Source organism: Pedobacter psychroterrae, assembly GCF_004331695.1.
Taxonomy (GTDB): domain Bacteria; phylum Bacteroidota; class Bacteroidia; order Sphingobacteriales; family Sphingobacteriaceae; genus Pedobacter; species Pedobacter psychroterrae.
In genome coordinates, this window is sequence record NZ_SJSL01000002.1 from 209,086 (window position 1) to 223,792 (window position 14,707).

At 42.8% G+C, this 14,707-nt stretch carries 10 protein-coding genes; 8 read left to right on the top strand and 2 right to left on the bottom strand.

Going from position 1 to position 14,707, the window contains the following annotated elements; all coding sequences use genetic code 11:
• The first annotated feature begins 6 nt into the window (after window positions 1-6).
• From EZ437_RS09265 to EZ437_RS09275, 3 genes are read left to right on the top strand one after another with little or no spacing between them, the layout of a single operon-like run.
• Complete coding sequence (locus tag EZ437_RS09265) at window positions 7-852, top strand: DUF4843 domain-containing protein (RefSeq protein ID WP_131595574.1); 846 nt, start codon at window positions 7-9, stop codon at window positions 850-852.
• 29 nt (window positions 853-881) lie between these two features.
• Window positions 882-2,429 (top strand): PKD-like family lipoprotein, encoded by a 1,548-nt coding sequence (locus EZ437_RS09270; RefSeq protein ID WP_165500375.1) that lies wholly within the window; start codon window positions 882-884, stop codon window positions 2,427-2,429.
• A 32-nt stretch (window positions 2,430-2,461) separates the two neighbouring features.
• A complete protein-coding gene (locus EZ437_RS09275; RefSeq protein WP_131595578.1) occupies window positions 2,462-3,580 on the top strand; it encodes a TlpA disulfide reductase family protein in 1,119 nt (372 codons plus the stop codon).
• A 119-nt stretch (window positions 3,581-3,699) separates the two neighbouring features.
• Here EZ437_RS09275 and EZ437_RS09280 read toward each other — a convergent pair whose 3' ends face one another.
• Together EZ437_RS09280 and EZ437_RS09285 are read right to left on the bottom strand one after the other, a co-directional pair.
• A complete protein-coding gene (locus tag EZ437_RS09280) occupies window positions 3,700-5,313 on the bottom strand; it encodes a two-component regulator propeller domain-containing protein (RefSeq protein ID WP_131595580.1) in 1,614 nt (537 codons plus the stop codon).
• A 206-nt stretch (window positions 5,314-5,519) separates the two neighbouring features.
• The gene (locus tag EZ437_RS09285) at window positions 5,520-5,876 is read right to left on the bottom strand and encodes a DUF6266 family protein (RefSeq protein WP_131595582.1); all 357 of its coding nucleotides are present in this window, start codon (window positions 5,874-5,876) and stop codon (window positions 5,520-5,522) included.
• A 666-nt stretch (window positions 5,877-6,542) separates the two neighbouring features.
• Here EZ437_RS09285 and EZ437_RS09290 point away from each other — a divergent pair.
• The 5 genes from EZ437_RS09290 (at window position 6,543) to EZ437_RS09310 (ending at window position 14,705) form a co-directional block, all read left to right on the top strand.
• Window positions 6,543-7,238: an RNA polymerase sigma factor gene (locus tag EZ437_RS09290; RefSeq protein WP_225869541.1), complete on the top strand. Its 696-nt coding sequence runs from the start codon at window positions 6,543-6,545 to the stop codon at window positions 7,236-7,238.
• Window positions 7,177-8,295 carry a FecR family protein gene (locus EZ437_RS09295; RefSeq protein WP_131595586.1) on the top strand — a complete coding sequence of 373 codons (1,119 nt, stop codon included), beginning with the start codon at window positions 7,177-7,179 and terminating at the stop codon, window positions 8,293-8,295. The genes EZ437_RS09290 and EZ437_RS09295 overlap by 62 nt, the downstream gene beginning before the upstream one ends.
• Before the next feature lie 213 nt (window positions 8,296-8,508).
• Complete coding sequence (locus EZ437_RS09300) at window positions 8,509-12,168, top strand: SusC/RagA family TonB-linked outer membrane protein (RefSeq protein ID WP_131595588.1); 3,660 nt, start codon at window positions 8,509-8,511, stop codon at window positions 12,166-12,168.
• A gap of 20 nt (window positions 12,169-12,188) precedes the next feature.
• Window positions 12,189-13,691: a RagB/SusD family nutrient uptake outer membrane protein gene (locus EZ437_RS09305; protein WP_131595590.1), complete on the top strand. Its 1,503-nt coding sequence runs from the start codon at window positions 12,189-12,191 to the stop codon at window positions 13,689-13,691.
• Between the two features lie 84 nt (window positions 13,692-13,775).
• Entirely contained in the window at window positions 13,776-14,705 is a 930-nt protein-coding gene (locus tag EZ437_RS09310; protein ID WP_131595592.1) for an ABC transporter ATP-binding protein, read from the top strand.
• The last annotated feature ends 2 nt before the right edge of the window (window positions 14,706-14,707 follow it).

The window sequence follows — 14,707 nt, forward strand, 5'->3', positions numbered from 1 at the left end:
AAAAAGATGAAAAGAATACTAACATATATAGTTTGCCTTCATTTGCTGGTTTTTTTCTCTGGCTGTGAAAAGGAAATAATGAGTTACAAAGGCCGGGAAGGTGTATATTTCGCCGTGCAATCCGGGAACGAGTTTTTGCCTAACTTATGGCCTTTTATGCCATATAGCGATGTTCAGTTCACCCGTATCGCCAAAGATGAGGTGGATTATATCGTAAAAGTGATGATTACAGGTCCGGTAAAGGATTACGACCGGACATTTGGCGTGGTGATAAATCCTGATTCTACGACTGCAGTCGCAGGTCAGCATTATACCTTAGAGAAGGAGTTGTGGACCGTTCCGGCGGGTGCGATTTCCACCAATATCACGGTAAAGCTAAAACGTACACCAGACCTGCAGGTGACGATGAAAGCAGTGGGTTTACGTTTGGTGGCAACACAGGATTTTTCCTTATCCTTCCCTGAATGGGATGCTATTCCTGAATACAGCGCTGGCGTGGTAGTTCCTGAATTTGACGCCAGTCTACATACGCTGCGCTTGAATGATATCATGGTTCGTCCTGTCGTATGGTCCGGATCGATACAGGCCGGCAACCGTGAGTCCGGGCTTTTCGGCATATTTTCAAGGCAAAAAATGGATTTTCTAAGTCAATATCTCGGTTTAAAATATGAAGATTTCGCCAGCACCGCTACTATGCCGATGGCGAGGCAGTTGTTAATCGGGAGTGATGCCACCGCCATCCTGGTAAGGCTTAAAGATGCGGGAACCCCAGTTTTGGAGGCTGACGGCAGGCTGATGTGGATGGGTTCAGTACCATGGACGTCTTATATTGGAGTGCCATATACTCCTTAATTCTGATTGTATACTTAAGATTTAAACACATGAAAATATATCAATATACCATTTTATTAATGGCAGCCTTGTTTCTCGGGTCCTGTGCTAAAGACCTTGGAAACTACGAATATAAAGACATCAATGATGTTAAAATAACGGGGTTGCTGGGTGCATATACCGCCCGTCGCGGCGTGGATACGTTGCGAATTAAGCCAACCCTTGCAGCAACAATGGATCAAGGCGACACCAGCAGGTATCAATACCTGTGGATTGTGAGACAAGGGAATGTACTGGACACCATCGGATACCATAAAGATCTGGCATATCCGGTAACGCTTGAGCCTTTGGCATACAAACTCTTTTATCGGGTACGGGATAAACAGACCGGGGTTGAGTGGCAGTCAAATGCTGATCTGATAATCGGAACACCGTATTCACGAGGATGGCTGATCATGGGCGAGGACGAGCAGGGATATGCGGAGGCTGAAATGCTTTCGATACAGAATGACACCCTTCACCTGAAACACATACTTTCTGAAAGCGGCTTGCCGAAACTTCAGGATCCGGTAAGTTTTCAACATACAGGCGGTGGACTTGACGCTTATATAAAGCTGTGGACCATGACTAAAAGCGGATCTTATTTCCTGGATCGCGTGACTATGAAAGCGACACCAGCCAATGACATGAGCAGAGTATTATATGTTTCTGAAACTGTCGATCCACAAACCTATCATCCGATAGTAATCGCACCACAAATGCGAACTGCAGCCGGAGCGACTAGTACTGGTAATTACCGTGTGATGCTCACTAAAGCAGGTGATATCTTCGCTGCATTTTTAGCGATAAACGGAGGTGATTTTTATAACAATCCGATTAACCGTGTGGCAACGGCACAGGAAGTTCGCATTCCAGCTGCTCCTTATTTGCTTTACGCTACTGGTAGCATGACCACGGCGATGTGGTATGACACAGTGAACGATCGTTTTCTTAATTACTCCGGTTTTGGCTTTGGTACATCTTCGACAGTACTTCCGGATGTTGCAGGAGCTGCTTTTCCCTGGAATCAAGGAACAACCGGTCGAAAACTCGTATATGCGGAAAATACCCGTAATACAGACGGAGGCTCTACCAATGGAAATTCTTTTGCAATCATGAAAGATCCTGCTAATGTGCATCATATCTATAAATTTTATGCAAACGGTGCGGCTCCCGCTAAACGGGCGGCTTATGTAGTATCACCGTTAGCCAGGGATTTTGATAAAGCGAACTTCTACGCCTTTTCTTCTAACAGGACGGTGGTGTTTTATTCAGTCGGCAATAAGTTATATTGTTATGATTACAATCCAGGAAATGAACGGTTCTATGAATACAATTTAACAGGAGGCGATCAGATCACCATGTTGAAATTTGATACACAGGTAGATCATGCGGCAAACAGCCTGTATATAGCGAGCTACAATACGAACACAAAAGGTACGCTAGGACGCTTCGTAGTGGGAAACAACCCGAACGTGGTAGACTTGACACTGGCTCCAAAAAGCAGCTGGTCGGGACTAGTTAAAGTTAAAGACATCAACTGGAGAGCAGTTAACTAATATAAATTTAATCGTAGAAAAAGTTAAAGTATATGAACTTAAAACCGATAATAGGTGCTATGGCATTGTCCTGTGTAACCTTAACAGCATTTACGCAATCAAAAAATTTTACTGTAGAAGGTAAAGTAAACCGGAAACTAGACGGACAATTCATAAAACTCTATTATGAAGATGCCAAGACAAAAAAAGTGGACAGTGTAGGCATAAATAAAGGCGCCTTTAAACTGACGGGTACCATCAGTTCGCCTACCTTAGCAATGCTGAGCCTGGGCAATCAGGAAAATGGCGACCGGATTGACCTGTTTCTATCACAGGGAACAATTCGTGTCTCCGCTAAGGATTCTATCCATTATGCCGGTATCAGCGGCACAAAATTAGCGATCGAACACGAACAATTGGCAAAAAAGCTCAGACCAGTCGACGACAAATTTTACAATGGGATAGGTTTCTGGAAAACCATGCCGGAGGGCGAAGATAAAAAAGCTTATCTAACTAAATTGATGTCGGGTTTGGACGCTTATATGCTATTTAAAAGAGAAACCGTTCATCAGTTCGTAAAGGAATATCCAGCTTCATATGTTTCGCTTTATTATTTAGATAAGAATGCTCCGGGAGGATTGGTGAATTATGAAACGACCTATCCACACTATTCGAAACTTAGTCCTGAAGTTAAGGCTACATCTTTAGGAAAGCAATTTGGGGAGCGGTTGTTAGCAACAAAGGGTAAGCTGACTGGAGAGGCATACGTAGACTTTGTATCAACTACTCCTGAAGGGAAACAGCTTAGCCTGAAAGAGGTTATTGCTAAAAACAAATATACATTGGTAGATTTCTGGGCCAGCTGGTGTGGTCCTTGCAGAAAGGAAAATCCCCATGTGGTTAAAACGTTCGATGCGTTTAAGAATAAGGGATTTACGGTATTGAGTGTTTCTCTGGATGAGGATGCTACCAAATGGAAGGACGCGATTGCAAAAGATGGAATGCCTTGGTATCATGTATCAAGTCTGAAAGGCTGGAAGGAGCCTGCTGCGGCACTCTATAATGTAAAAGCAATTCCACAAAACGTTTTAGTGGATGATAAAGGTAAAATAGTGGCTACCAACCTACGAGCAGAAGCGCTATACAACAAGGTTGGGGAGCTTTTAAAATAAGGTCTTCTGCGTTATTGTATACAACAACACACTAAATAAAAAACCCTCTTTACAAAAGTAGAGAGGGTTTTTTACAGCTTAAATAATCTGATTAGTTTAAAGTCTAATGGATTCAGATATTATTTCTTTGCTACGATTTTAATGAAGATTTTAACGTCGTCCGAAAAAGTTGAATCAAAGTGCTTTTCGGATCTATAACCGATACCCCAATCTGTCCGATCAATCGTCAGCGTGCCATTCATCACGACAGTTCCGTCCATTCCATCCTTAAAAAGCATATTGGCTGGAAAAGTGACTGCTTTGGTGATCCCCTCAATGGACAGGTTGCCTGTAACTTTTATACTTGCGACACCTTCAATGGTCATGTTCCCGTTCCTTCCTTCAGTTTTTCCATCACTCACTGTTTCAACCTTGGTAATTGAGAATGTAGAAACAGGGAATTTTTTGACATCAAAAAATGCAGGTAATTGATTGAATGAACGTTGATCAACAAAATTTTCAATTGTATTCATGTCGACCTCAACTGCACCGCCCACCAAGCGACGGTTTTCAATTAACAATTCTCCTTTTAATATATCGACGTCCCCTGTATGGGAACCATCACCAAGAAACCTAGTACCTTCCCATGAACCCAATAGCATAGAACCCCTCCACACTACAGCACTTTGCTTTGTATCTATGATATATTTTTTCTGACCTTCTTTATTATAAAAGTCCGTGATGGTCTTTCCATCATAACGATACACTCCGGTGGCAGATCCAAACCAAATACTTCCATCGTTGGCTTCCATAAGTCCGAAGAAAGCATCTCCTAACATAATTTCGGCTACAGTGGGCTTATTACTATACAAGGACTTTGCATCATAACGGGAAAGTGCCCAGACCGCCACATGAGCAGTATTTACCGGACCAGTAGTCCAGATGTTTCCTTTTTTATCTTCGATTATAGCATAAGTACCTCTCTCCGATACCTGAGTAAAAATATTGCCGTCATATCGCCAAAGGCCATGGGTCACGTCACCAAGCCAAATATTGCCTTTTCTATCTTCGATTATACTCCAAACGTTTGTAAAAGTTTTGCCCTTATGGATTAACGGGGTAAATGTTTTTCCGTCATAAACGAAGACGGCGCCTCTTGTGCCAACCCACAATCTTCCGGTTTTATCTTCAATGATTGTAGTAATATCATTATTCCAAGTAAAATCATTATTCCAATTTTCTCCTTTATAAACACGCGAGGGGTTAGGATTTTTAAGATTTCGAAAAGATCTCCCATCGTAGCGGCTTATCCCATCTCCGGTGCCAAACCAAATAATCCCGGCTTTATCTTCATAAACAGACATCACCCGATTATTGGCAAGTCCTTCCGTGGTAGTGAAATGTTGAATGGATTTCCCGTTGTAATAATAAACGCCTGAATCAGTAGAAGTGAACCAAATATTTCCTCGTCGATCTTCCAGGGCATCCCAGAATCGGTGCGGACCTATTTTATTGGTGAGATTGGTAAAAGATTTTCCATCATATCGAAAAACATCACCTAATGATGAGTTGTTCGGCCCAGCAATCAAAATGGCACCATTTCCGCCTTTTTTTATATTACGAACCATTATATTAGGCCCTATGTCTTTAACCTCAGACTTGACGTTATCTTTGGGTACGTTTGTTTGGTTTTGTCCACAGGAACTGAGAAAAACAGACAGTAAGAACAAAACATACACGTTTACGTATTTCATAATCTTCTATTTATTTATCCTATTAGAATTGATTCAGCGAATCTACTTTGATATTTCTATGAGTGGAGGATTTGGATTGTAAATAAAAATGTAAACTTTGTAAATAAAGTCTGCGTGGCTTTCACGATGGAGAGAGTGACATTCCGTTGTCCGACGTCTCGCTACCAAGTTAAGGACTAGAAGTGCGGGCAGTTTGTTGCCACACATTAATAATCAACCGAACCTATATACCTGCTGTTGCTGATCTTTTCTCTATCGTCGCTGGCAAAAGCAATGTAGGCCTGAAGTGTATGTCCTTTAAAATTCAAAGGTAGTTCCATAAAATCCGTCTTGTCCATAATTCTCGCTGCATTTAAGTTGTAAAACGATTTGCCGAGATCTTCACAATGCACAAACAACATCGCCCTTGACTGAATGTGATAAATGCTGGCCATGTGTTCAGGCTCCCAATTAAATGTAACGCCGTTTGCCAAGGGCACAATTTCAGCTTGCTGCACTCCGGGCATGTTGCCTTTGGCAAGCATTGCGAATCCACCAAGGATCCCGCCTTTTAAAATTGCCATATGTTCTTTTTTTTTGTTTCTGAGTTCTTGTTAATTACTACTCTTAATTTTAATATTTTTGCTTCAAAAATGTTTGGCAGATGCCTTCTACCGTTGCTGTACCGTTACTGTACCGTTGCTGTACCGTTACTGCACCGTTGCCAATAAGGTAGCAGTCGGTAAGCTTTCAGTCTTCAGAAGTAAATGTAATGGGAAAAAAAATAGACGATGTCGTGTTATGTCGCATCATGTCGTGTAGTGTCGTATTATGTCGCTTTTTGTACTTTATGTTGGCGGGGAACGGGGTTACTATTTCTTTCATCAAGAAGAGTACACTGTTGGATGAGGAGAGCCGGAACCCCGCGTTTCCGGTTTCAATTTTGTCCTTAATGATGGGAGTTGTATGGTGACGGTTCTACGTACAAACCTTTTAAGGTGGTTACCGTACACCTTCTGTAATGAGGTCAAACGACAACTAAAATCAGGACGAAAAAGTTAGTAATACCAAACAGCGTTTGAATTGACAGGCAACTATTTTGTAAACAATTTGGAGGGTTAACTTTAAGATAAAATCATTTTTTTTATGTAAACTTGGCGGGATCAACTATTTATATTTTATAAATTAGTTGGGAAAGGGACAAAATGCAGGATTATAAAACTCTTACTGACCAAGCACTTCTGGCTTTAATGAAGCAAGGCAATCATTCTGCATTTACCGAAATTTACAATAGGTATTGGGCAGTTCTATTTCGTCATGCCAGGAAGATGTTATATGATGACAATGAAGCTGCAGACGTAATCCAAGAAATCTTCACTAAATTATGGCACAAAGCACCTGATTTGATGATTAATACGAGTCTCTCATCTTATCTGTATAAAGCTGTAAGACATAAAGTAATTACACTGGTCAACAAAAGTAAACTCAAAACAGCTCATTTAAACTCGTTGGCCGATTTTATTGATCAGGGTGTGAGTTCTACGGATGAATACATCCAGCTAAAACAATTAGCAGATAGCATTGAATCTGAAATCAATAAACTTCCGAAAAAGATGCGTGAAATTTTTGAACTGAGCAGGAAAGAAGAATTATCCTATCAGGAGATTGCTGACAGGCTGGAAGTTACTGACCATACAGTAAGGAAACAGATAAGCAACGCATTAAAAATATTAAAGGACAAAATCAATCTGTTTTTTACTTTGTTGCTCTTATTTAGCGGAAAAGATAACCTGCAGATAAATAAGGTGACATTATTTTCATATAAATCTTACACCCAATTAACTTTCGTTAGTCATAACCATATCAGCCCTAATATTAGCAGATATGAACGACCATCAAGCAGAAGAACTGATCCAGAAATATTTACATGGCAAATGCAGTCCTGAAGAGGCTGACTTACTGAATAGCTGGTACAACCACCGCAGCAACAGTATTGGCGATGAATTACCTGAACCGGATTATGCCTATTGGTACAATCAAATTGGCAACAGGCTACCACAGCCCACCAAAAGAATTAAGTTGTGGCCTAAAATAGCAGCTGCCGTAGGGTTGATTTTCCTTTCAGTTGGAACCTATTATATCACCCAGATTGAACCAGATCAAGAGAAGGTTCTTCAAACCATTGCTCAAATCGCAAAACCAGGTGGCAATAAAGCGGTGTTAACGTTAAGCAATGGAAATCAGATTACCTTAACTGACGCAAAAAACGGGACACTGGCGGTGCAGGGAACTTCCGAGATCCAAAAAACTGAAGATGGAAAAGTGGTATATAATGCAGTTGGTGCAGATACAGAAAGTGAACTTAGTTATAATACCATCACCACACCTGCCGGAGGAGTGTATGAGCTGGTACTGGCCGATGGAACGATGGTTACTTTAGACGCAGCCTCATCCATGCGGTTTCCGGTGGCATTCAAGGGTAAGGAACGCCGGGTTGAAATAACCGGACAGGCGTACTTTAAAGTGGCGCATAACAAAGAAAGGCCTTTTAAAGTAAGCAGCAATGGACAAACGGTAGAAGTTTTGGGCACTATATTTAACGTCAATGCCTATGCCGAAGAGGGGGTTACCAGAACAAGTTTGATAGAAGGAAGTGTAAAAGTTTCAAAGGCCGGCAATAATGCTGTTTTAAAACCTGGTGAACAATCTGCTGTATTCTTAAACAACGACAAAGTCAACGTTGGGCCAGCCGAACTGGAAACTGCCCTGGCTTGGAAGGCTGGCATGTTCAGCTTTCAACACGCAGATCTGCCAACGGTGATGCGGCAATTCGCCAGATGGTATAATGTAGAAGTAGTTTATGAAGGCGGTATCCCCAAGGTGTCGATTACCGGAAAAGTATTCAGGAGTGCGAATGCAGCACAGGTGCTGGAAATACTTGTAAAGATTGGAATCAAGTTTAAAGCAGAAGGGAAAAAGATCATTGTTTTACCAAATAAATAACCGAGCGCTAACTAACAAATTATTCATTTTTTAAAACGCTAAAATATGGTGTATTCTTTACGACGATAGCTTTAAACAGCCTCAGGGTATTCAAAAAAAACCGTGGAAGTGTTGACGCACAACCACGGTAAATCTTTGGACCAATCCTTTCCCGTAAACGGGATAAACAAAATCTGAACTGAGTTTATGTATTAATCCAAACAAACAAATGTAATGAAATTCACAGCTATTCCGATAGCCATGCCCCTGGCCTGGCCAAACGTTAACCAAACCCTGAAAATTATGAAGCTGACCACTTTATTTATCATCATTGGTTTCTTACAAGCAAGTGCCACCACAGTGTACAGTCAGGTTACACTAAATGAAAAGCATACGCCTTTTGAGAAAGTACTTGAAAAAATAGAAAAGCAAACCAAATATGTATTTATTTACGATGAGACCCGCTTGCAGTTAGCCGATATCGATGTCAATGTGCAGAACGTCTCTGTTCAAAAAGCGCTGGATGCCTGCTTCAAAGATCTGCCGGTAACTTATGATATTGTAGGTGAAAACATCATCCTAAAGCCTGCTGAACCAACTTTTTTTGAAAGGTTAAAGAAAGCTTTCGAAGATCCTATACAAATAAAGGGAATTGTGACCGACAGTACCGGAATGCCGTTAAGTCGTGCCACCGTCTTTTTCATTAAAAAGAAAAACCCGGTCGCGGTAGCACCGGTAAACGCTGATGGCGTTGCTTATGCCGTCGGTGAAATCAGTTATGTGACCAGCGACAATGGTCTTTTCTTTATAGATGCAGAAGAAGGCGATGAAATGGGTGTGTCTTACGTAGGTTATGAAACCTACAAATTCAAGGTAAAGAAGAACATGCCTTTTTTAAACATCATCTTGCACAGCAGTACCTCAGAGTTGAAAGAGATCGTTGTGCAAACAGGCTACCAGACCTTATCCAAAGAACGTGCTACAGGTTCATTTTCAAAGCCTGATATGAAGAAATTCGCGCAACGCAGCGGAACTATGGATGTAATAGGCAGATTGGACGGACTCATCCCCGGATTAACCGTCAGTCAGGACATCACCATGAGCTCCATCACCCGTTCCTCTTCCCGCAGAGCGCTGATCCGTGGTTCCAGCAGCATCAGCCTGCCTACTGAGCCATTGTATGTGGTAAACGGAGTAATTGTAAGCGATTTTAGTTCTATCAATATAGACGACATAGAAGACATTACCGTATTAAAAGATGCGGCTGCAGCGGCAATATGGGGTGCTCAGGCCGCAAATGGGGTAGTTGTTGTGGTGACCAAAAACGGTGGTAAAAACCAAAAGATAAAGGTTAACTATCAGGGTTTTGTGGATTTTCAGGGTAAACCCGATCTGAATTACCAGCGCTTCTTAACCAGTGCCCAATACATACAGGCCGCAAAGGAAACATTTGATCCGAATGCGTTTCCTTATAATTCTCTCTACTACGGAACTGTGGCTCCGCATGATCAAATTCTGTACGACGAAAACAGGAATGTAATTACTGCAGCGCAGGCAAACAAAAGTTTAGACAGTCTTGCCGGCATTAATAATAAGCAGCAGATTTTAGACCTATGGTACCGGAATGCATTAACCACCAACCATTCCGTTTCCGCATCTGGCGGAAGCAGGTATTACAGCTTTTTCAGCTCAATGGGCTACACCAATTCCCAAAGCAATACCATCGGCCAAACCAATAATACCTATCGGCTTAGCCTTAACCAGACGTTTAATCCGGGCGATCGATTCTCCTTTTCGCTAAACACAAACTTGGCAAATAACGTAAGCAGCAACAAAAACGCCATTACCATTGGTGCGGATGCAATACCTTATCAGTTATTTAAGGATGCCAATGGCAACAACATCAATATGCCTTATATCTATGGATATTCGCCCGGACTGCGTGTAGACTACCAGCAGCAAAGTGGTATAGACCTGGAGACGTACAGCCCCTTGGATGAAATCAATTATGCACACTCCAATAACAATAACCTGTCGTTGAACCTAGTTGCCAATACCACTTTAAAACTCGTTAAAGGACTGAGTTATCAAGGCACCTATGGCTACCTAAGGTCGCCAGGAGAATCCACAAATTACGACGACCATAAAACCTATAGTCAGCGTAAACAGCTGGTAAGTTTAACCATGCCGGGCACTGGCGGATCTGATCCAACCTACCTTATTCCGGCCACAGGCGGACAGTTCCTGAGTTCCAACTTCGTAGAACGCAGCTGGACCCTCCGTAACCAGTTGGTGTACAGCTTGTCGCTGAGAGATGGCAATGATCAGCTCGACTTGCAAGGTGGTCAGGAAGCACGGGAAAACTTTCAGCGGAGCAGAAGCACCGCCGTGGTGGGTTATGATGAAAACCTGCTTACTTATTCTTTACTAGACTATTATTCGTTGTCGCAAGGCGTACCCGGCACCGTAACAGGCTACGGTTATTACAGCTATCCGCCTTACCAGACGCAAGAGGAGCTCAACCGGTTCAATTCCTATTTCGGCTTAGCGAGTTACACATTAAACCATAAATACAGTGTTGATGCCAGCTGGAGGGTTGACCACAGCAACCTGTTTGGCAGTGATGTATCCGCGCAAAATAAGCCGGTTTACAGTTTTGGCGGGAAATGGAATGTCGGCAATGAAGATTTTTTTAAACCTGTAACTTGGGTCAATAATTTGGCTTTAAGGGTTACCTATGGTATTACCGGTAACTCACCTCTTGTTGGTGCAGCATCTTCGTTCGACGTATTGTATGATCCCACTTCTTCTTATTCGCCCAACCTTGCCGGCAGATCATACGTTATCTCCTCATATGCCAACCGCAAATTGAGTTGGGAAGCTACGCATACCACAAATATTGGTGTAGACTTTGGGCTGCTGGGCAACCGTTTGAGCGGTACTGTAGAATATTACCATAAAAACACCACCGATTTAATAGGAAGAGTTAACGTAGATCCCTTTACAGGAGCAAGCTCTACCACTTCAAATGTGGGAAATTTAACCAATAACGGGCTAAATATAGGCCTAAACAGTATAAATGTCAGCGCTGGTAATTTTACCTGGTCTACCGCTGTCGCTTTTGCGTTAAATAACAATAAACTGGTGAGCTATTCCGATCCACAGCCCTATATGAACAGCATAAACTACATAACCTATGCCAATTACGTTTTAGGTTATAGCGTTATGCCGCTCTTTGCTTTTCAATATGCAGGTTTAGATGCAATGGGCGATCCGCAAATTAAACTGGCAGACGGCACCATTACCAAAGACCCTCAAAAACCTACCGGAGATGACCTGGTATATAAAGGTTCCATCATCCCAAAATTCAATGGTGGTTTCTCTAACAGTTTTAAATACAAAAGCCTGGAGCTTACAGGTAATATGGTGTATAGTTTCGGTGCAGTAATGCGCAGAGATGTAAATCAGTTTTACGGGGGAGACCGCCTTACTAGCAGTCCCCAAAGTTTTAGTGGTAACGTCTCTGAAGATTTCGCAAACAGGTGGAAGAAGGCGGGAGATGAAAATATAACCAACATCCCGCGTTATGTTTCCGATGGCTATACAAATTACAGCCAGCGCAATACCAATTATTACACCATGGCCGATATCAATGTGGTTAGCGCATCCTACGTTAAACTGCGCGACGTTTCCCTGGCTTACAGTTTACCGGAAAATGTAACCAATCTGCTAAAAATAGAAAGCGCAAGTTTAAGGTTTCAGGTCAACAATATTTTACTGTGGAAGGCCAATAAGTATGGTATAGATCCTGAGTTTCAAAACTTTTCATATGGCTACCGCAATACAAGAAGCGGCCAGCATGCCACTACCATTGCGCTAAACGTTAATTTTTAATCCAATCAATCGAAAACACCATGCGAAAATATATTCATACCACAGTGGTTGCTTTTGTCCTGTTAACGGTCACAGCAACATCATGTAAAAAAAGCTTTTTAGAGGTTGTACCTAAAGGAAAGCTGGTGGCTAAAGATTACGAAGACTATAACCTACTGATGAACGGTCCCAGTTTTTACAAGTTTGGCAATACAGGGATGTGGCAGGCCGCCATGATTATGGGAGATGAGGTATCGGCAGAAGAAGCCTTTTTAGGCGCAAACTCTGCGCAGTCAAGGGCTTTGTTTCAGTACGATGATGCGATATTTCTTCCGTCAAATGTCGAGTCGGCTACCAGCGAAAACCCCCAGTTTCTTCAACGGTATTTGCAAAACCTTTATACGCTCAATAAGATCATCAACGAAGTAAATTCGGCCAATGGTGGCACACAGCAACAAAGGCAGGAAATTGCCGCCGAAGCCATGGTTACCAGGGCCTATACCAATTTCCAGCTGATCAATTACTTTGCAAAACCCTATGCTGCTGCTACAGCGGCTTCAGATCCGGGTTTTCCCATCATTACTACGGAAGACATTACGGAGACCGATTTTAAACGTGGTACTGTGCAGGAGATGTATGATTTTATCATCCGCGACCTCACCTTAGCCCTGCCGGCAATAAACACTTCTCCTTCCTTCCGTACCCGCTGGTGTAAGGCTTCTGCAGAAGGTTTTCTGGGCAAGGTCTATTTATTTATGGGTAACGCTACCGGCGCACTGGAGCAGTTCAACGCCTCATTCGCCGATCTCACAAAAATGAGCTCCGCACCGCATTTGTACAATTACAATGAAACCTTCGGTCCGGGTGGCTCATTTTTACCCTTAGACCCGGTTTTCGGTCCCAATTCTCCTTTTAACAACCAGACCGATTATACCGAATCTGTAGTTGCGGCTTTTAGTTATGCAGGGAATTACGATGGCAATGGGTTTGGGAATGATTTCCTGAGCATCAAACCAGAAGCAAAGGCATTATTTGGTGCGTCAGACCTGAGACTTAATTTTTTCACAGACCTGTTTCCAGACCAGTCGACCATTCCAGGCGGGCGGGTACGCCGCTTTACTTCGCCTTATTCTTCTTACGCACGCATCGGACTGGAGCTTCCGGAGCTTTATCTACTAAGAGCAGAAGCAAAGGCAAGAACCAGCGACCTCAGTGGGGCAGTAAGCGATGTAGAAACCCTACGTAAAAACCGTATGCCAGCAACTGATGCTGCTGTGCCAATAGCAATTGCAGCTGATAAAAACGCCTTAATTAAATTCATATTAGAAGAACGAATCAGGGAATATGCCGGTTTAGGATACCGTTGGTGGGACTTGCGCCGCCTATCCGTAGACCCGATTTTTTCCGGCACACCACTGCCATCGCATACATTATTCTTAACCAATGGGGGAACCACCCAGTTTAATTTAAAACCAGAAAGATTGACACTCCGTATCCCTGCAGCTTATATAAAAGCACATCCGGAAATGACCGATAATCCTTAAAATCAACATAAACGTTCCCAAAAACTCCTAAGGGATGGCCAAAAGCCATCCCTACAAGGAAAACCATGCAAAAAAATTTAGAAAATGAAACAAAGCATAGTAAAAATAGAAAATTTGTCGCACCGCTACAGCAGAGACTGGGCCATACGCGATATAAACTTTGAGATAGACCAGGTAGGGATACTCGGTTTGCTGGGCTCAAACGGCGCAGGCAAATCCACCACCATGAACATTCTTTGCGGCGTGCTTAACCAAACAGAAGGGAATGTGTATATCGACGGGATCGACATCCGCGAGCAGCCGGAGGAAGCGAAAAAGCTGTTGGGTTTTCTACCCCAAAACGCGCCTCTGCACTTGGAACTCACCGTAGAAGAGTACCTGATATATTGTGCAGAGATCCGCAATGTGGAGCCGGCTAACATCAAGCAAGCCGTAAACGAAGTGATGGAAAAATGTGGCGTAGCCCATTTTGCTAATCGCCTGCTGCGTAACCTCTCCGGCGGTTACCGCCAGCGCGTGGGCATTGCCCAGGCCATCATCCACAAACCCAAGCTAGTTGTATTGGATGAACCTACCAATGGCTTAGACCCCAATCAGATTCTGGAAGTGCGTAAGCTGATCAAAGAAATTGCTGAAGAACATGCGGTGATCTTTTCCACCCATATTTTGTCGGAAGTACAAGCCATCTGCAAGGACATTAAAATGATAGAAAGCGGACGTATGGTATTTGCAGATACCATGGATGCCTTCAACAATTACATCATGCCAGATACCATGCGGGTAGTGATGGACAATCCTCCACCGCAGGAAGAATTAATGGCTATATCAGGCATAACGGGACTGGAGTTGCTGAACGACGGTAGCTTCCGGCTGCGTTTTACTGCATCATCAGAGCTATCCAAGCAGCTAGTTACCATGAGCGTACAACGAGGCTGGGAGTTGAAAGAGATCATGCTCGAGAAAAGTTCACTGGATGAAGTATTCGCCCAATTGTCCAATAAAAAATCACGATAAAC